The sequence below is a fragment of the Cupriavidus necator genome (assembly GCF_013141915.1).
GTDB classification, from domain to species: domain Bacteria; phylum Pseudomonadota; class Gammaproteobacteria; order Burkholderiales; family Burkholderiaceae; genus Cupriavidus; species Cupriavidus necator_B.
In genome coordinates this window covers 79,403-98,072 of record NZ_SROX01000005.1, presented here as the reverse complement: position 1 = coordinate 98,072, position 18,670 = coordinate 79,403, and the positions used below count along the sequence as shown (strand labels likewise).

Genomic DNA, 18,670 nt, shown 5'->3' with positions numbered 1-18,670 from the left:
TGGTGCCGGCCCCTATAGTATCCTCGCGGGTTCCGCACCCCGTACCACGAGATTGATGCAACACACCGACGACGCGCTGCCCGGGCAAGAATCCTCAGCCATTCATGAACCGCGCCTGTGGCGCGACAAGGGCTGGACCGCCCGCGTGATCAAGAACGAGGATGGCGACGGCTGGGCGGTCGAGATGATCCGCGACGGCAGCGCCGAGCCGGCGCTGGTCGGCCCCTGGACCATGGGGCGCAACAAGGTGGACCCGAAGCCGCTCGATGCCACCGCCCACCAGACCCTGGTCAAGACCGCGTCGGAAGTGATCCGGCGCCATGAGCAGCAACTGCACGCGCAGCTCAACAAGCAGGTCAGCCTCGAGGCCGAATCGGGCACCGTGACCGTGAAGCTGGCCATCACGCCCGACGAGTTCGAACCTTCGGCACGCTCACGGCCGAAGACGCCTTCGGCGAGGTCCTTGCGACCATCAAGGTGCGCCCAGACTTCCGCCTGACGCGCGACAGCGCCGAGCGCTGGGCCGCCAGCGGGTTCGACAGGATCCGCTAGGCAGCCTTGCCCGCTACGTTGCCAGCCCGTCGTCCGGATCGATGTTCTGATTCATCCTGAACAGATTGTCAGGATCGTACTTGCGCTTGATCTCGACGAGACGGGCGTAGTTCTCGCCATACGCCGCCCTCACCCGGTCTTTCCCCTCGTCTCCGAGGTTATTGGCGTACACGCCTCCGGTCGAGAACGGACGAACGGCCTGCCACATCGCGCGTGCCCATTCCATCTGCTTGTCATCCTCGGCCGGGTCGTCCCAGATGGCGATGGGGAAGCAATCAAAGTTCGCGTCGCGGTTCACGTATGGGGTCGCACCGCTCGGCACGCGGGCGATCGCACCGCCGACATGCTGGAGAACCAGTAGCGACGAGACCGAAGGCGTGCGCGCATATTCGGCCAGCATGGCTGCAATGGCTTCGCCGTCGATGCGCTGCAGGAACTGCGCTTTCCAGTAATACCGTCGCCCCCGTGGAAAAACGCTGTCATTGGACGATTGCATCGCGAGATAGGTCCTGGGCTCGAGCGTGGCCTCGCCCGGGATGCCGGAATCGATCAATGGCCGCAGCGCCTCGCGTCCCGTTTCGAGGGGACCCACGTAGCAGGCGGATACACTGAAGTACCGTTCGCCCGATGCGTCAGTGACCAGCGCCGCATCGGCACACACTTCGTCCGGCGCACCGCAGGCAAAGACTCCATACTGGCGCAACGCCTCGGGAGCATGGGCCCATCGATAACGCACGGAGTATGTCAGCAGGTGGGACGGGATCGGATGCAGGCGGAAATGGAAGGCGGTGACGATGCCGAAGTTGCCGCCCCCGCCGCGAAGTGCCCACAGCAGATCGGGGTTCTCTTGCTCGCTGGCGATGCGGAGTGCGCCGTCGGCCGCGACGATCTCGGCGGCGAGCAGGTTGTCGCAGCTGAGTCCGTAGCGACGGCCGAGCTTGCCAAAGCCGCCGCCCAGCGTCAGCCCGGCAATGCCCGTGTCGCTATTGACCCCCATCGTGGTAGCGAGTCCGTGCCGCATCGTGGCGCGATCGAACTCGCCCAGGTTGAGGCCTGCTTCGGCACGTGCCACGCGGCGCCCGGCATCGACGTCGATGCCTTTCATCGCCGACAGATCGATGACCACGCCGCCGTCGCACACCGACAAGCCCGCCACGTTATGCCCGCCGCTACGTACCGCCAGCGGCATGGCGGCCGACCGCGCGAACCGGATCGCGGCGCCGACATCGTGCGCATCCGCGCAATAGATGACAAGCGCCGGATACTTGTCCACGGCCCCGTTCCACACGCGGCGCGCTTGCTCGTAGTCGGGATCGCCATCCAGGACCAGATGGCCGTGCAGCGCTCGCCGGAGCGGCTCCAGATCCGCCAGGGGAAGTCCATTCTGCCCACGCCGATGAGGTTGCGCTTGCATTTTCCGTCTCCTGCAGCCATTGGACGTGCGCGCAGCCACGCGCCCTGCCAGCCATCGTGGACTGATTGGCAAGGCGATGCAATGCTTTGTTCGGACGCTTCGCGGCGCGCGGCCGGCAAACGTGCACGCGTCAATCGCGCATGCGCAGCAGATCAGCGTAAGAGACCAACTTGCTGGTCTCCTTGGACAGCGTCTTTCGTTTTGACGCGGGGCGGGGGGATTGGCCATGCTCGAACGTTGCCGCGGCGCGCGCGTCTTCGCGCGCGTTGGTGCGGTCGGTCCTGGCTTCGGCCTTGAGACGGTCGGCTTCGAGACGCGCGGCGACGCGCTCTTCCCGGGCGACGTCTTGCGCAGCCGACAGGATTTCGGCGCGCAACAGGTCGCGTCTTTGCCGGGCGGTGGCGCGGGCGGCCTGCAATGTTTCCTTGCGCTGCCGCAGCCAGTCTCTTCTGTTGACCGGCGCGGGCCTGGCCTCGGCCGGCACGCTCAGGCGCAGCGTCCGGCTGAGCGAGACTTTGTCCGCCAGCTGTTTGCGCCGCGGTTCCTTCGAATTACTCACGCTGCCTCATTCTCCAGATGCACGTGGATGTCGACCATGCATCACTCACGATCCATGCAATCATCGCGTCGACCTTACCATAGGACGCCATCTCAGGCGGATGATGGCGCGGGCATGCCGGCCGCGACGCGGCGACCGTCCGGGCTGGGAGCGCACGGCATTACACCATGTCGATCAGCAGCCCGGACCACGTGAAGTCCTTTGCGCCGAAACCCTCGCCACTGAACGGATCGTAATATTCACGGAAGCCGCTTCGTTCGATCGCGCGATGCAGCGACCGGTGCAGGCGCTCCGCATAATCCCCATAGCCGCACCGCTTCAGCGCATGGAACAGGAACCAATTGTTCAGCGCCCAGGTCGGGCCACGCCAGATAAACGGCGTCTCGCGCGCGCAGAATGCCGGATCGCTGACGGCGACGGACGGAATCGGCAGCGGCACGTTGAATTCTTCCTCGTTGTCAAAGTGCGTTGCCAGCATTCGCTCGATAATCTCGCGCGGAATGCCTTCGAGCGCGAGCGGAAACAACGCGGTGGGCGTGAGGATCGGTAGCTTGCGGGAACCGGGTTCGGCGATGTCATAGAAGGCTGCATCGGCATCGTCATACATCTGTGACAGCATACTGGCGGTGATGCGCTCGCGACGCAGGCGGAACACCGCGGGGTCATCGCCCACCTCCGTGGCAAGTTGTTCCATGGCCGACAGATCGCTGGCGTAGATGGCGTTGACACCGACGTCCTTCACCAGAAACTTGCCGCGTTGCCTGACCCGCGCGGCCTCGTAGCGCACCAGGAAGTTGGACAAATCCACGGCGACCGCTTTCCAGAACAAGCGATTGGCAATAAGCCGACGCGGCATTTTCCGCTCGGTGTAGCCAAGCACCAGGTCGTAGGACGCTTTCCAGTCCATCCCCGACTCGAACGGGGTAATGATGGTCAGCAGGCCATCGCCATCGAAATCGCGCGCACTGGCCAACCATTCGTGATAGCGCCGGACCCTGGCGTACATCTCGCCCAGGTAGACACGGTCGCCACAGGCCTGGAACAACCGCAACAGGGCGGTCGCGGTAAAGGTCGGCTGTATCAGCGCGCTCATATGCGGACGCAGCGAAGCCAGGCTTGGGCGCGCCTGCATGACATCGGTCCTGCGCCGGGGCAGGACCTGATTCCAGAAGATCATATGGCCGACAAAGCCATCCTCTTCCTGCATCGCGAAAAGGCTTCTGAAATTGCGCTTGGCCCACTCGTATTCGCCCAGGCGGGTCAGCATCACCAGATGAAAACAGGTGTCCCAGAACCACTGGTACGGGTAGGTGCCGCAAGCAGGCGCAATATAGCAATAGTGCTGCCCTAGCAGGCTGGAATATCCGTCCCGGATGTTATGCAACAGGAGTTGGCGGACCCGCTCGCGAAGTTGCGACTCGGTCATGAGGCCAGCCAGAGTAGCGTCGCCATGGCCAGCACGGCTGCCGTCATCGCCATCACGGCACGGCTGTGCATCAGCAGCCAGAACTGCAGGCTGAACCTGTGCGCCTCGCGGTCAAACCGGCCATGGGACCCGAACGCGCCTGGCACGGAGGCGTCCAGGTTATCGGGCGCGTCTGGCACCCTGGGTTCCCGGCTCTGCTGGCCCGTATAGGCGGCTCGCGCCAGATACCAGTCGCCTGCCCTTGGCCACAGCTTGTCGGCCCAGATGGCAACGACCGCGGGCATGCCGACCTTCACTTCCCGTCCGCCATGCCTGGCCGCCCAGACAATGGCGTCCGCGGCAAGCTCCGGCTGGTACACCGGCCGCATCGGGCGCGCACGGTTGGGCAGACGCGAGCGGCTCCACTCGAACTGCGGCGTATTGAACGCCGAGAGCTGGACCATCGTCACGCGGACGCGACTATGTTCATGCAGCAGCTCAGCCTGCAGCGAATCGTTGAACCCCTGCAGCGCATGCTTGGCGGCGCAGTAGGCGGATTGCAGCGGGATGCCGCGGTAGGCCAGCGCCGAACCGACGATGACGATGGCACCGTGCTGCCGCGGCGCCATATGGCGCAGGGCCGCCAGCGTGCCATGCACCGCTCCAAGGTATGTCACTTCCATGACGCGGCGATATTCGTGGGACGTCATTTCACGCACGGGCGAGAACACCGATACGGTCGCGGCATTGACCCATACGTCGATCGGGCCCAGTTCGTTCTCGATGCGGGCGGCCGCTGCGTCAACGGCGTCGGCATCGGCTATGTCGACGGGAATGGCAAGAGCCCGGCGCCTTCTTGCCTCGATTTCCACACGCAGCGATGCAAGGCGCTCCAGGTTGCGGGCCAGCACCGCGACGTCCGCGCCAGCGTCGGCGAATGCCAGCGCGGCGGCGCGGCCGATTCCGGCGGACGCGCCGGCCACGACGGCCACGTTCCAGTCTCCCTCCACGCTCCCGGGCCGTTTCGGTATTGCCCGTACAGCGTTCCGCTTCGTCATGGCGAGTGAACCAGTCCACGCGCACTGAGGGCGGCAAACACGTGGTTGACCACCGCGTCGCAGCGTGGGCCGGCAAAGTTGAAGGTGTCTTGCAGATAGGGCTTTGCTTCTTCGGCCAACGCCTGGCGCAGCATCTTGCGGGCGCGCAGGAAGCGGGTCTTGACCACGTCATCACTGACGCCCAGGCAATAAGCCGTCTCCTCCACGCTCATGTCTTCGATCGCGCGCAGGATGAACACGCAACGATAGATTGGCGGCAGGTTCTCGACCGCGCTTTGCAGGAGCTCGCGCACCTGGCTGCGTTCGGCCATGGCTTCGGGGGATGCGTCATCAGCGGTGCGAAAGGCCATCACGTTCTCCTGTGAAGCTTCGCCAGGATCTTCCTCTTCCGCCCGGCCTCCCATCTGGACCAGCCCGCGTCGCTTGCGCTGCGCAGTCAGGGCGACATTGATGGCTATGCGCGCCAGCCAGGTGCTCAGTGCGGCCTCGCTGCGGAACGAATCCAGGCGGGTAAAGGCGCGCAGGTAGGTTTCCTGCACCACATCTTGCGCCTCGGCGTCGTCCGGGACCACGCCCCGCGCGGTGCGGAACAACAGGCGATTGTTGCGCCGCATGATGATTTCGAAGGCCGACGCGGCGCCGGCGCGGGCGCTTGCGACCAGGTCGGCATCCGTCGGGGCACCGGCAGCAGACGGCAGAGGTGGCCAGGGATTCTGCTTTGGTTCCATAGTGGCTTTTCCCGTTCCAGATCATTAGACGGCACCGCCGCGAAAAGGTGACAGGCGGCCCGGGCAGGATCCGACCGCCCCCCCGGGTCCGCTCGATCCACGCGTCAGCAATCATAGGAGAACGCTACACGCCGCCACCGGCCGCCCCCAGCCGCAATGTGGCCCAGGCCTCGTGTCACCTTCCCGAGTCCGTCGACGTCTAACGACATATGCCACGGACGCGCTCGGGCCACTGCCGTCGGACATGTCCGTTGCCATATATCAGTCGCCTCTTCCATGTGACAAGGACGCCGATCATGAACAAGCAACCCTCCGCACTGGCACCCGAAGCCGAAGTCCAGCCCGTACCGCTGCGGCGGGCAACGATGAAGCCCATGCCTCGACGGCGACTGGTCAATGCACTGATGACAGTGGCCGCAATGGCGGCAGCCACGGCATGCGGCGGCGGGTCCGGAGGGGGAGGCACTGACGCGGCCAGCACGGAAGCGGCGCAAAAGGCCCTGGTCGAGCAGGGCAAGCAGATCTTTCGCTTCGATACCTTCGGCGACGAAGCACAGTGGACCGACAAGCTGAGAATGCACGAGGTCATCGCCAGCTCGGTGGATCCTTTGACCGCGTTTTCCGTCGGGCTGAAGGTCGATGCCGACGCCTTGCCCGAGGCGATCGCGAATGGCATCCGCAATGGCACCATCGACCTGAAGAGCCCGGCGACGACGGTGGCGCTGCTGAAACTGAACGCGGTCGTCGGCATCAAGGGGACGGTCGAGACGGTCAACGGGGTAGACAAGCTGACCCATGTCGGCATCACCTGCGCGCTTTGTCATTCGACGGTGGACAACTCGTTCGCGCCGGGCATCGGCAGGCGGCTGGACGGATGGCCCAACCGGGATCTCAATCCCGGCGCCATCATCGCGCTGTCACCTGCCATCGACGATGCCATGAAGAAGGTCCTTAACGCCTGGGGTGCAGGCAAGTACGACCCGCGCAGCAATATCGACGGCCTCAGCAAGCCGGTGGTGATACCGCCCGCCTTCGGGCTCGCCGGCATTCACCGCATCACTTATACCGGCGATGGCGAAGACATCATGTACTGGAATCGCTATGTCGCCGTCTCCCAGATGGGCGGCCTGGGCTCGGTATCCGAGCCACGGCTGAATATTTCCATCACGAATGGTACGGAGGATCTCGTCACCAGCAAGCTGCCGGCGCTGCAAGCGTATCAGCTGTCACTGAGCGCTCCCCCGCCGCCGGCCGGCAGCTTCGACCCGGTAGCGGCAGTGCGAGGACGCCTTGTCTTCGAAGGCGCGGGTCGATGCGCCACCTGCCATAGCGGCCCGGCATTTACCGATGCCAACTCGGGCCTGCATCCGCCCGTCGACTCGATGGCCGAACCGGAAACCCCAAGCTACGCGTCGCGCTCGGCAACCAAGCAATACCGGACCACGCCACTGAAGGGCGTGTGGCAGCACCCTCCATATTTTCATGACGGCTCGGCGGCGACATTGCACGATGTCGTAAATACCTACAACACGAAGCAGGGACTGGGACTGAGCAGCGGGGATATCGCTGACCTGGCGGAGTATCTGAAGGCGCTGTGACCTATATTGCCGGTCGCACTTCCCAGCGGGCCCGGCCAGCCAGCAGGTCCGGGCTCTTTCTCTTTATGGTGCGCAGGCGGTCTGGTCGATCACGCGGGGTTCCCGATCCGAGCGGCGCGGCGCCCTGGCGCCGTTTCAAGCATGCTATAAATCCGCATGCTGCAGTAAACACCTCCCCGACGCCCTCCAGAGAACAAGAAAATGCCAATGAGAAAGACGATCGTTGCCGCGGTTGCGCTACTGGCTGCCGCGCCGGTGCTGGCCCAGTCGCCGGCGCCCGCCACCGCGGTGTCGCCCACGCTGTCACGCGTGGCGCAAGCGGGCGTCCTGCGCGTCTGCACGCCGGGCGACTACAAGCCCTTCAGCTTCATGAAGTCGGAAGGCCTGTACGAAGGGCTCGACGTGGACCTGATGACCTCGCTCGCCAGCTCCCTCGGCGCCAAAGCGCAATTCGTCAAGACCACGTGGGCGACGCTGATGCCCGACTTTGTCAGCGGCAAGTGCGATATCGGTGCCGGCGGCATCTCGGTGTCGCTGGAACGGCAGAAGCAGGCCTATTTCAGCGCGCCCTACATGGTCAACGGCAAGACCCCTATCACTCGTTGCGAGAACGTGGCCCGCTTCCAGACCGTCGAAGCCATCGACCAGCCGAACGTGCGCGTGATTGCCAACCCCGGTGGCAGCAACGAGCGCTTCGCCCGCACGCGCCTGTCGCGGGCGAAGCTGACCATGCACAAGGACAACCTGACGATCTTCGACGAGGTCATCCGCGGCAACGCCGACGTCTTCGTCACCGAGGCCGCCGAAGCCATTGTCCAGAGCAAGGCGCATCCCGAGTTGTGCGCGGTCAATCCAGACAAGCCACTCCAGTACGCGGAAATGGGCTATCTGCTGCCGCTTGGCGATGACGTGTTCAAACGGTACGTCGACCAGTGGCTGCACCTGGCCAAGGCCGGCGGTGAATTCGACGCACGCCGTGCGACATGGCTGGGAAAGTAGTTTGACAACCGGCGGCACCCGCCCGATGCTTGCGCTGTCGCTGGCCTGCGTCGCGCGGGACGATGGCGACGTTCGATCCACGCACGGGGGAAATCATGCGCGCTGCCTGGTACAGCAGGAACGGAGAAGCCGGGAAGGTCCTGGAGTTTGGTGAACTGCCAACTCCGACGCCAGGGCCTGGCGAAGTCCGCGTCAGGCTTGCCACGTCCGGCGTGAATCCGTCCGATGTCAAATCCCGGCAGGGCCGGCCGCTGGCGAGCGAGCGCGTCGTGCCGCATAGCGACGGGGCGGGCGTGATCGACGCGGTGGGCACGGGCGTGGCGCAGGCCCGCATCGGCGAGCGTGTCTGGATCTGGAACGGCCAATGGCAGCGGCCCATGGGCACCGCGGCGCAGTACATCGCATTGCCGCAGGCGCAGGCCGTGCCATTGCCCGCCAACACGGATTTTGCGGCGGCCGCCTGCCTTGGCATTCCGGCGATGACGGCTTTCCAGGCTATCCATCTGCTTGGCGACATTGCCGGAAAGACGGTTCTGGTCATCGGCGCATCATCCGCCGTTGGCCATTATGTCGTGCAACTGGCGGTTTATGCCGGTGCCTCCGTCATTGGCACGGTGGGCTCGACGCAGAAGGCTGAGCATGCGATGGCGGCCGGCGCGCAAGCAACGATCGACTACAAGCAGGAGCCGGTTGCGCAAGCCGTGATGGCGCAGACCGGGGGCAAGGGCGTACATGCCATTGTCGATATGGACTTCTCCACCACGGTACAGCTGCTGCCACAAGGGGTGCTGAGGCCCCACGGCACGTTGGTCAGCTATGGCTCGAACGCGTACGGCGAGATCCCGGTCCCGTTTCGCGACCTGCTGTTCAGCTCGGCCTCCCTCCGGTTTTTTCTTGTGTACGATCTCTGCCGCGCCGACCGGGAACGCGCCGTCGGCGGGCTGACCCGGCTGATGGAGGATGGCAGGCTCACGCATGCCATCGGTGCCCGCTTTCCGCTGCAGGCGATCGCGCAGGCGCATGAGGCGGTCGAAGGCGGCAAGCTGATCGGCAACGTCATCCTGGACATACCACCGGAATAAGACCGTCGGCCATCAGCATCGCGCCCGCCCGCCGGACATGTCGAACACAGCGCCCGCGTTGAAGCGGCTGGCGTCCGAACATAGCCACGCGACCAGGTGCGCGGCCTCGGCCGGATCGCCGAGACGACCGGCCGGGCTCTCGCTCACCATGGCCGCCACCTGCTGGCTGCCGAGCGCGCGGATCATGTCGGTATCCATGGGGCCGGGTGCGACGCAGTTCACAAAGATATTGCGCTTCACCAGTTCGCGGCCGATGGCCTTGGTCAGGGTCACCACACCGCCGCTGGCCGCGGAGTAGGCAGCCAGCCCCGCCAGCCCTTCCTTGCCGGCCATCGATCCCATATTGACGATGCGGCCGCCGCCCCAGCGCAACATATGCGGCAGCATTGCCTGCAAGACGTACATGGTGCCGACCAGGTTGACGGCGATGATGCGCTGCCATTGCGCGGGATCGTGGATTTCGAACGGCTGCACCGGGCCCAGGTAGCCAGCATTGTTGACCAGGATGTCGAAGCGATGTCCCGCTTCCACCAGCCGCGCCAGCGCCAGCCGAACCTGCGCCCCGTCGGAGATATCGACGACCTCGGCGGTGGCATCTGCCGTCTGGAGCGGGACGATATCCCACACATGCACGCGCGCGCCGCCGTCAACCAGTTGCGCGACGATCGCCCGCCCCAGTCCGTTTGCCCCGCCCGTCACCAGCGCTGTCTTGCCCGACAGGTCATAGCGATTTGACACGGTACCTCCAGTGCACCCTGCGGTGCGCAGCAGGGCAACGCGTCGGCAAGGCGCCTTGGTGTGGTCTTGCCACGCGGCCTACCCGCGGACCGCTACGATACAGGCCGTCTTGCGTACGCTCTGTTCGGTTTCGGACAAATCGGACCCTGCGCCGCGGTCAGGCATCCTGATCGAAGTACCGGCCATGCGGCTGGTCGTCGCCATCGTCAACCGGTCGCCGCACGGGTATGAGGGCAGCGCGCGCCGCGGCCGCGCCATGCTGGCTAGCGACGAAGGTCAGCCACCGCGCCGCGCTTCAAGCCCTGCGGATGGAGCCGCTCGGCGTCCAGTCGCCGGAACACCAGCCCCGACAGCATCGTCACCACGCCCATGCTGAAAAAGGCCAGCCGGTAGGCCGGCGCGGCGACGCCGAGCGTGGCCGAGAAATAGCTGACCAGCCCACCGCCGATTGTGACGCCCAGTCCGATCGCCAGCATCTGCACCATCGAGAACAGGCTGTTGCCGCTGCCGGCATCCGCGCGCGACAGGCCCTTGAGCGTGACACTGTTCATCGCCGCGAACTGCATGGAGTTGGCGGCGCCGAACACAGCCAGTTGCACGATCGACAGCACCAGCGGCCAGCCTGGCGCGATCGCCGCGAACGACGCAATCGACACGCCGACGATCCAGGTGTTGACCAGCAGGAACGTGTCGTAACCAAAGCGGTTCACCAGCGGCACGATCCAGCGCTTGGACAGCGTGCCGGCAACGGCGATGGGCAACAGCATCAGCCCTGAATGGAGCGGGGAATAGCCTAGCTGCAGCTGGAACAGCAGCGGCAGCAGGAACGGCACCGCGCCCACGCCGATGCGGCACACCAGGTTGCCGGCCAGGCCGACGCTGAAGTTCGGTTCCCGGAACAGCGCCAGGCGGAACAGCGGCGACGCGTGCCGCCTGGCATGCGGAACATAGAGCAGCGCGCTGGCGACGCTGACCGCGATCAGCAGCGCGCTCCACAGGCTGTGCGCGCCGTGTTCCAGCGCCAGCGAGAACGTGACCATGCACAGCGACAGCAGGCCGCAGCCGATCCAGTCGAACGGCGGCGCCACGCCGGCCTCGCCTTGCGGCAGGTAGCGCCGCACCGCCAACAGGCCGGCCAGGCCCACCGGCACGTTGATCAGGAAGATCCAGTGCCACGACGCGCCCTGCACCAGCCAGCCGCCCAGCACCGGGCCGAAGATCGGTCCGACCTGGCCGGCAATCGAAACGAAGGCCAGCGCCGCGATGTACTGTTCGCCTGGGACATTGCGCAACACGGCAAGCCGGCCCACCGGCAGCAGCATCGACCCGCCGATGCCCTGCAGCACGCGCGCCATCACCAGCTGTGGCAGCGTGGACGCGGTGGCGCAGAACACCGAGCCGAGCACGAAGATCAGGATCGCGCTGAAGTAGACCCGGCGCGTGCCGAACTTGTCCGCCAGCCAGCCCGATGCGGGCGTTAGCATCGCCATGGTCAGCGTATAGGCCACCACCACCGGCTTCAGGTCGAGCGGGCTTTCGCCCAGGCTGCGCGCCATCGCCGGCAGCGCGGTGTTGACGATGGTGGTGTCCAGAGTCTGCATGAAGAAGCCGGCAAAGACGATCCAGAGCATGGCCTGGCGGGACACATCGGGCGCGGCGGCGGGACTTGAGGCGGTGGGCATGCGGTTCCTGGAGGATGCCGGCCCGGCGGGCTCCGGGATGGCTTGACGTGGATGCTACGCAGCGCCGAGCCCATCGGGAACCCCTCTGGCCTTGTTGACTGTCATCGCAAAATCCGATGACAATGCCGCGATGCTCAATCCCGTCTGGATCCGCACCTTTGCCACGGTCGCCACGGCGCGCAGCTTTACCGAGGCCGGGCGCCAGCTGGGCCTGTCGCAGTCATCGGTCAGCGATCACATCCGCCGGCTGGAACAGAGCGTGAACCGGCGGCTGTTCGTGCGCGACACCCATTCCCTGTCGCTGACGCCGGATGGCGAGGCGCTGCTGGTCCATGCACGCCTGGTGCTGGAAGCGCTGGCGCGCCCCGAATCGCAGTTCAGCGCGCCGCGGCTGCAGGGGCGGGTCCGGCTGGGCACGTCCGAGGACCTGGCGCAGGGGCCGCTGCCCAACCTGCTGGCGGCGTTCCGCGCGACCCACCCGGACGTCGAGCTCGAGATCATGATTGCCATGACCAGCAAGCTGTACGAAGAGATCGAGGCTGGCACGCTCGACCTGATCGTTGGCAAGCGGCGCGAAGGCGAGCGCCGCGGCGTGCCGGTGTTCCGCGGCCAGCTGGAATGGCTGGCGGGGCCTGGCACCGTGGTCGATATCAGCCAGCCGCTGCCGCTGATCCTGGTCCATGAGCCCAGCGTGACGCGCTCGGTGGTGCTGGACACACTGGCCAAGGCCGGCTGGCGCTGGCGTGTGGCCTGCACCAGCAGCAGCCATTCGGGCTGCATCGCGGCGGCACGCGGCGGATTGGGCATCACCGTGCGCGCGCAGAATCTTGCCGGCGGCGGGCTGGTGCCCCCCATCAACGTCGAGGCCCTGCCGGCGCTGCCCGGCGTCGAATTCATCACCCTCGCGGCGCGGCGCCTGAGCCGGCCGGCGGAAACCCTGCGGCAACTGATCGCCAAAAGCGACCTGCGCGCGGCGCGGCTGGACTGAAGGCCTGGCATCGGATCCGGTGCCGAGGGCGAGCGGGCCTGCCCCACATCGCCCGCCTCATCATGCGTGCGATGACGCACAGACCAGAATTTGCCAGCCACTAATCTGGATCCTCAGAACACGCCGTCGCTTCGAACGGTGTGCACCGGTCTCCGGGAGGATCGGATGGATCGATTTTATTTGTTGGACGCGTCGCTCTGCCCCAGCGTGTCCGTGGGTCGCACCCCCATTTACAGCCACTCGCCCGAACGCGCCGTGGCGTCGCAGATGACCGCCTTTACCGCGGCGCTGCAGGCGTGTACGGACCAGTCCTTCCATCGCTACGACGCGCTGCACGATTTCTCGGTACGGGAATACCGGACGTTCTGGCGCTGCTTCCTGCAGTGGTCGCACGGGCTGGCGTGGTCGGGCAGCCCCGACCCGGTCTGCGTCGGCGACGACTGCGAGCATGCCAGCTTCTTCCCCAACGTCCGGCTGAACTACGCCGACAACCTGCTGAGCCTGGAGGTGGCGGGGCCGGACGCGCCGGCGCTGACGGCTTGCCACGCCGATGGCCGGCGCCAACGCCTGAGCCGCGGCGAACTGCGCGAGCGCGTCGCGCGCGCGGCGCATGCCCTGTCGCAACTGGGACTGCGCGCAGGCGACCGCGTCGTGGGCGTGATGCGCAACGACGCCGAGGCGGTGGTCGCCGCGCTGGCCGTGACCGCGCTTGGCGCGACGCTGTCGACGGCGGCCGCCGAGATGAGCGTGGAAACGCTGCTCGATCGCTTTGCCCCGCTGGCGCCGCGGCTGCTGCTCGCGCACACCGCGCAGCGCGCGTTCGACACCGGCCTGGCGCTGGCGGACAACGTCGCCGGCCTGGCGGCCGCGCTGCCGTCGCTGCAGGGCATCATCCAGCTGGACGACGGCACCTTGCCGGGGACCGTCAGCCAGCCGGTCCATGCGCTGGCCGACCTGATAGACCGCGGCGACGCGCAGCGCTTCACCTGGCAGCGCTTCGGGTTCAACCATCCGCTGTTCATCATGTTCTCGTCGGGCACCACGGGCAAACCCAAGTGCATCGTGCACGGCGCCGGCGGCAGCCTGCTGGAGCACCTGAAGGAGCATCGGCTGCACGCCGACCTGCGGCCCGGCGATCGCATGTATTTCCACACCACCTGCGCGTGGATGATGTGGAACTGGCAGCTGTCGGCCCTGGCGTCCGGGGTCGAGATCGTGACCTATGACGGCCCGATCGCCACGGTCGACGCGCTATGGCGCCTGGTCGCCGACGAGCGCGTCACGGTGTTCGGCACCAGCCCCGCCTACCTGAAGATGTGCGAGGACGCGGGCCTGGTGCCCGGCCAGCAGTTCGACCTGGGCGCACTGCGCGCGATGATGTCGACCGGATCGGTGCTGTTCGACGCGCAATTCGAATGGGTGCGCGATCACGTCAAGGCGCTGCCGCTGCAGTCGATTTCCGGGGGCACGGACATCCTCGGGTGCTTTGTGCTGGGCAATCCGAACCTGCCGGTCTACGCGGGCGAAGCCCAATGCAAGAGCCTTGCGCTCGATGTGCAGGCGTGGGAACACGGTGCGCCCACCGGCGGCATCGGCGAACTGGTCTGCGTGAACCCGTTCCCGTCGCGTCCGCTCGGCTTCTATGGCGACGTGGACGGCAAGGCCTTTCACGCGGCCTACTTTGCCAGCAACCCGGGGGTCTGGACCCACGGCGACCGTATCGAGTTTCCGCCCGAGGGCACGGCGCGGCTGCATGGCCGCTCCGACGGCGTGCTCAATGTGCGCGGCGTCAATGTCGGGCCGGGCGAAATCTATCGGGTGCTGCGCGATATTCCGGAGATCCGCGAGGCGATGGTGGTCGAGCAGCGCTCGCGCACGGCTGCACCCGACCTGACCCACGCCGAACGGTATGAACAGCGCATGGTGCTGCTGCTGGTATTGCACGACGGCGTCGCGCTGACCGGCGCGCTGGCCGCGCGCGTGCGCCGCAACCTGGCGCGCCGCGCCTCGCCCACCCACGTGCCCGACCGGATCCTCGCCGTGCCGGCGCTGCCGGTCACGCATAACGGCAAGTTCTCTGAAGCGGCCGCGCGCAATGCGGTCAACGGCCTGCCGGTGGGCAATGCCGCGGCGTTGCGCAATCCGGGCTGCCTGGACGCGATCCGGAACCATCCCTCACTGAACTTGGCCGCGCGCGAACTGCCCGCCGCCGGCGCGTCACGCGAGCAACTGGAACGCCATTTGCAAGCGCTATGGGAAAAGCTGTTCGATTTCGCCCCGATCGACCGCGACGACAACTTCTTTGACCTCGGCGGCCATTCGCTGCTGGCCGCGCGGCTGCTGGCCGACGTGCAGCAATCGACCGGTCGCACGATTCCGCTGGCGACGCTGCTGTTCGCACCCACCATTGCCCGCCTCGCGGCGGCGCTCGACGAAGCCGCCGCGCCGCCGCCCTCGCCCAACCTGGTGCCGGTGCGCGCCGGCATCGGCGCGCCGCTGTTCCTGGTGCATGGCGCGAGCGGCTCGGTGATGGAATGCTGGGGCATGGTCAACGCGCTGCAGACTTCGCGTCCGGTCTATGGCCTGCAGGCACGCGGCCTTGACGGCGAGCAGCCGACGCAGCGGCGGGTCGAGGACATGGCGGCCAGCTATATCGAACAGATCCGCACCTTGCAGCCCAGCGGTCCGTATGCGCTGGCCGGCTACTCGTTCGGCGGGCTGGTCGCGTTCGAGATGGCGCAACAGCTGACCCAGGCTGGCGAGCACGTCGAACTGCTATGCCTGCTCGACACCTATGTCGGCGAGCATTTCCTGCCATGGCGCGCCTGGATCCGCTACTGCTGCCAGTATCCCGGATGGCAGTGGCGCAAGCTGCGCGCGGTGTCGGCGGCGCAGCGCGTGCGCTACCTGAAGTACGCGCTGCGCCGGGCGGCCGAGGGCGTGGGCATGCGCCGCGGCGGCATCGCGTGCCGGCCCAATGCGTTCACCGAATCGCTGCCGCCGGCGCTGCAGCAGGTGCGCGAAACCATAGGACGCGCCATGACGACCTATCGGCCGCGGCCGTACCACGCCGGCCCGGTGCTGTACCTGCGCGCCGCGGTCAGGCAGCTGCATCGCGGCGATCCGCTGTCGCTGTGGCGCCGCGTCGCGCGCGGCGGCCTGACGGTTGCCGAAGTGCCCTGCAGCCATTTCGACATGGTCCTCGAGCCGAACCTGCAGGTGGTGGCGGCCATCCTGGACGAAGGGCTCGCGGGCCCGTGATGCCGGCACCGCAACGCCTCGCCTTGCCGGACGGCGCCGTACAGGTATGGCTGCTGGCAGACGCGCAGGTCGACTCCATGTGCGCGCGGCTGGCCCATACGCTTGCGCCGGACGAGCGCGCGCGCGCCGGGGCCTACCGGCACGCCCGGCACGGCAATGGCTATATCGCCCGGCGCGGCCTGCTTCGCTGGCTGCTCGGCGGCTATCTGCAATGCCCGCCCGAAGCGCTGCGTTTTGCGGTTTCGGCATTCGGCCAGCCCGTCCTGCAATGGCCGCAGGCCGGGCTGGCTTTCAGCGTGTCGCACACCGACGGCATCGCGCTGCTGGCTTTTGCCCGGGATTGCCGCCTTGGCGTGGATGTGGAGCGGCGTGCCGGCGGACTCGACGCCCCGGGCCTGGGGCGCGGCGTATTTTCCGCGGCGGAGGCGCAAACGCTGGCGCGCGCGCGGCCCGATTCGACCGACGCCCTGCTCGCGCTCTGGACGCGCAAGGAAGCGCTGCTGAAGGCGCTCGGCACGGGCCTCTCGGGCGATCCCACCGCCTATACGACCGCCGACGACGAGCGGCGCGGCACGGGCCATTGGCGGGCGTCGCACCATGGCATCGCCATCTCGGGCTGGACCTGCCTGGACCTGGACGCCGGGGCAGCGTTCAGGGCGGCGCTGGCCGTATCGCTGCCGGACGCAAGCCTCACGTGCCAACGCTGCGCGTTGCCGGACCCGCCGCGTAACACGTTACGTTACACGTAACGCCGCGCAGCGCTTTGCCAGCGCGTCACCGCGCTCGCGCCGGCCCGCATTTCTGCGGGAAACCCGCGGCCCACCTGGTTCCGGCGCTGACACGGCCTGGCACGCCCCGCGCTGCGCGGGCTGGCATCGCCCTTGCTGATTGCCGTGAAAAGCGTTGGCCATGACGCCAACGCCAGACAACCGGAGGAAGGGATGAGCTGGATTAACCTTGGAACGCCGGCCCCGGCGCAAGTGCTGCAGTACGGCGACGAGGCGCATGCCGTGGTCATCGACGACATGCCGATCTACCGGCACGGCGTCATGCGGCTGCTCGGCGAAATGCCGGGCATCGGCCGAGTGGAACCGGTGGAGACGGAAGCCCTGGCGGCGCGCAACCCGCGCTTGCCGGCGCCGGCGCTGCTGGTGTTCGGCATGCCGTCGGACCTCGTCGACGGCTGGAGCGGGCTGCGCCTGGCCAGCCTGGTGCTCAGGCCGCGGCGCCTGCTGCTGGTCGCGGACAATATGTGGCTGCGCCTGCCGCCAGGCCTGGACCCGCGCTTTGCCCGCACCTTGTGCCGATCCGCCTCCGTCGCAACCATCGAACGGGACGTGCGCGCGCTGCTGGACCTGCCGCTCGCCGCGCCGGCCCAGGCTGAGCCGGACGCCGCGCCTACCAGCTTGCAGCGGCCCTTCCACGCGTTCGCGTAAGCCGCGGCTATCGCGTCGGCGAAACCATATGCACCCGTGCCGTGGAACCGACGATCCGGCGGGAGAACGCACTTGCGTTCTCGTTCTCGCCGTAAAAGAACGTTGGCGCCGGGGCCAGATGCTTCAGGAACGGCTGGAACTCCCGGCTGCCGATGCAGATCTTGGACCGTTCCGAGGCCGCTCCCAGCAGCACCTCGCGCGCCGCGTGGTCGGCCTTGTCCAGGCCCACGGCACGTGCGCGCTGGTCCGTCAGATCATCGTCGACCAGCACATAGCGCCCCGGCAGCAGGTGCGACAGCATGAAGTCACTGAGCGCTTCCTGGACCGATATCGACAGGCCGAACAAGCGCCTGGGCATATTGGCGGGATTGATGCCGCCCCAGTCGTAGGTGCCGCCCTCGCGATTGCGGCGGGGGTTCACGGTGAACTTTGACGACATCGTGCCGATCGCCATGACGTGGACATCGGCGGGCGACCGCAGCAGGGAATACTGCGCCTCGTGCACCGCCAGCAAGCCTGGCGCATTGGCGTAAAGGCCGCCGTCGACAAACTGGTTATGGTTGAACGTGTAGCGGGCAAAGTAGCCTGGCGCCGCGCTGGTCGCCATTGCGATATCGACGATGCGGAACTTGTGATCCCGCTTGAAATTGACGTGGTGCGGTGTCTTGAAAATCTGCGGCCGGCCGGTGGAGTAATTGATCGCGGGAATGACCACGCGGTGCGCGCACGCGCCCAGCAGGCGCTGGCCGAACATATGGTCATCGGCCAGCAGCTCGCCGAGCCGGCGCGAGGAAAACGGGGCCCGCCAGATCCCGGCCAGCGACCAGCGCCGCTGGAAGATTTTCTCGCCATACTCGGTCAGCAGCGCCACAATGCGGCTCGCCGGCACTTCCAGCGACAGCGCCAGTGCAATCACCCCGCCAATCGAGGTGCCGGCGATCAGGTCGAAGCGGGTCGCAATCGGAGCACCGATTTCTTCCTCGAAATCGGCAAGCAGCCGCGCGGTGTACAGCCCGCGAAAGCCGCCGCCCGAAAGCGCGAGAATCTGAAACCGGGTTGGCGCCGCCTCGTCCAAGAAGTCCCCCCCTTCAGCCGCATAAGTCTTCCGCTATCACCACGGGCAAGGGCGGCGCGTTCGGGAACGGTTGCCGCCAGTGGCCGCGTGGACAC

15 protein-coding genes and 1 pseudogene are annotated in these 18,670 nt (G+C 66.8%); 8 read left to right on the top strand and 8 right to left on the bottom strand.

Annotated elements, in window-relative coordinates:
• The first annotated feature begins 55 nt into the window (after positions 1-55).
• A pseudogene (locus tag E5S69_RS12100) lies at positions 56-552 on the top strand (hypothetical protein).
• Positions 553-565: 13 nt separating this feature from the next.
• Here the strand turns inward: E5S69_RS12100 and E5S69_RS12095 are convergent.
• The 5 genes from E5S69_RS12095 to E5S69_RS12075 form a co-directional block, all read right to left on the bottom strand.
• Positions 566-1,966, bottom strand: a complete 1,401-nt coding sequence (locus tag E5S69_RS12095; RefSeq protein WP_171514889.1) for an FAD-binding oxidoreductase — start codon at positions 1,964-1,966, stop codon at positions 566-568.
• A 130-nt stretch (positions 1,967-2,096) separates the two neighbouring features.
• Positions 2,097-2,525 carry a hypothetical protein gene (locus E5S69_RS12090; protein ID WP_171514888.1) on the bottom strand — a complete coding sequence of 143 codons (429 nt, stop codon included), beginning with the start codon at positions 2,523-2,525 and terminating at the stop codon, positions 2,097-2,099.
• A gap of 160 nt (positions 2,526-2,685) precedes the next feature.
• Positions 2,686-3,951, bottom strand: coding sequence for an amylo-alpha-1,6-glucosidase (locus tag E5S69_RS12085; RefSeq protein WP_171514887.1), 1,266 nt, complete (start codon positions 3,949-3,951; stop codon positions 2,686-2,688).
• Complete coding sequence (locus tag E5S69_RS12080; RefSeq protein ID WP_336510586.1) at positions 3,948-4,922, bottom strand: SDR family oxidoreductase; 975 nt, start codon at positions 4,920-4,922, stop codon at positions 3,948-3,950. Before E5S69_RS12080 ends, E5S69_RS12085 begins: the two co-directional genes overlap by 4 nt.
• 62 nt (positions 4,923-4,984) lie before the next feature.
• On the bottom strand, positions 4,985-5,716 hold the full coding sequence (locus tag E5S69_RS12075; protein ID WP_171514885.1) for an RNA polymerase sigma factor: 732 nt from the start codon (positions 5,714-5,716) through the stop codon (positions 4,985-4,987).
• Positions 5,717-6,012: 296 nt separating this feature from the next.
• Here E5S69_RS12075 and E5S69_RS12070 point away from each other — a divergent pair, with 296 nt between their 5' ends.
• The 3 genes from E5S69_RS12070 (at position 6,013) to E5S69_RS12060 (ending at position 9,395) form a co-directional block, all read left to right on the top strand.
• On the top strand, positions 6,013-7,314 hold the full coding sequence (locus tag E5S69_RS12070) for a c-type cytochrome (protein WP_236901297.1): 1,302 nt from the start codon (positions 6,013-6,015) through the stop codon (positions 7,312-7,314).
• Positions 7,315-7,521: 207 nt separating this feature from the next.
• Positions 7,522-8,313 (top strand): transporter substrate-binding domain-containing protein, encoded by a 792-nt coding sequence (locus tag E5S69_RS12065; RefSeq protein ID WP_171514884.1) that lies wholly within the window; start codon positions 7,522-7,524, stop codon positions 8,311-8,313.
• Between the two features lie 62 nt (positions 8,314-8,375).
• On the top strand, positions 8,376-9,395 hold the full coding sequence (locus tag E5S69_RS12060) for an NADPH:quinone reductase (RefSeq protein WP_236901296.1): 1,020 nt from the start codon (positions 8,376-8,378) through the stop codon (positions 9,393-9,395).
• A gap of 12 nt (positions 9,396-9,407) precedes the next feature.
• On the opposite strand, the gene E5S69_RS12055 is transcribed toward E5S69_RS12060, so the two are convergent.
• Positions 9,408-10,133: an SDR family NAD(P)-dependent oxidoreductase gene (locus E5S69_RS12055; RefSeq protein ID WP_336510585.1), complete on the bottom strand. Its 726-nt coding sequence runs from the start codon at positions 10,131-10,133 to the stop codon at positions 9,408-9,410.
• A 263-nt stretch (positions 10,134-10,396) separates the two neighbouring features.
• Positions 10,397-11,815 carry a multidrug transporter subunit MdtD gene (gene mdtD, locus E5S69_RS12050; protein WP_236901295.1) on the bottom strand — a complete coding sequence of 473 codons (1,419 nt, stop codon included), beginning with the start codon at positions 11,813-11,815 and terminating at the stop codon, positions 10,397-10,399.
• Between the two features lie 130 nt (positions 11,816-11,945).
• Between mdtD and E5S69_RS12045 the strand changes: the two genes are divergently transcribed.
• The 4 genes from E5S69_RS12045 to E5S69_RS12030 all read left to right on the top strand — a co-directional run bounded on the left by E5S69_RS12045 (position 11,946) and on the right by E5S69_RS12030 (position 17,500).
• On the top strand, positions 11,946-12,803 hold the full coding sequence (locus tag E5S69_RS12045) for a LysR family transcriptional regulator (RefSeq protein WP_171514883.1): 858 nt from the start codon (positions 11,946-11,948) through the stop codon (positions 12,801-12,803).
• 165 nt (positions 12,804-12,968) lie between these two features.
• Positions 12,969-16,064: an acetoacetate--CoA ligase gene (locus tag E5S69_RS12040; protein WP_171514882.1), complete on the top strand. Its 3,096-nt coding sequence runs from the start codon at positions 12,969-12,971 to the stop codon at positions 16,062-16,064.
• Positions 16,064-16,813: a 4'-phosphopantetheinyl transferase family protein gene (locus tag E5S69_RS12035; RefSeq protein WP_171514881.1), complete on the top strand. Its 750-nt coding sequence runs from the start codon at positions 16,064-16,066 to the stop codon at positions 16,811-16,813. The genes E5S69_RS12040 and E5S69_RS12035 overlap by 1 nt, the downstream gene beginning before the upstream one ends.
• 192 nt (positions 16,814-17,005) lie before the next feature.
• The gene (locus E5S69_RS12030) at positions 17,006-17,500 is read left to right on the top strand and encodes a DNA-binding response regulator (RefSeq protein ID WP_171514880.1); all 495 of its coding nucleotides are present in this window, start codon (positions 17,006-17,008) and stop codon (positions 17,498-17,500) included.
• 7 nt (positions 17,501-17,507) lie between these two features.
• Here E5S69_RS12030 and E5S69_RS12025 read toward each other — a convergent pair whose 3' ends face one another.
• On the bottom strand, positions 17,508-18,575 hold the full coding sequence (locus E5S69_RS12025) for a CBASS cGAMP-activated phospholipase (RefSeq protein ID WP_171514879.1): 1,068 nt from the start codon (positions 18,573-18,575) through the stop codon (positions 17,508-17,510).
• Between the last annotated feature and the right edge of the window lie 95 nt (positions 18,576-18,670).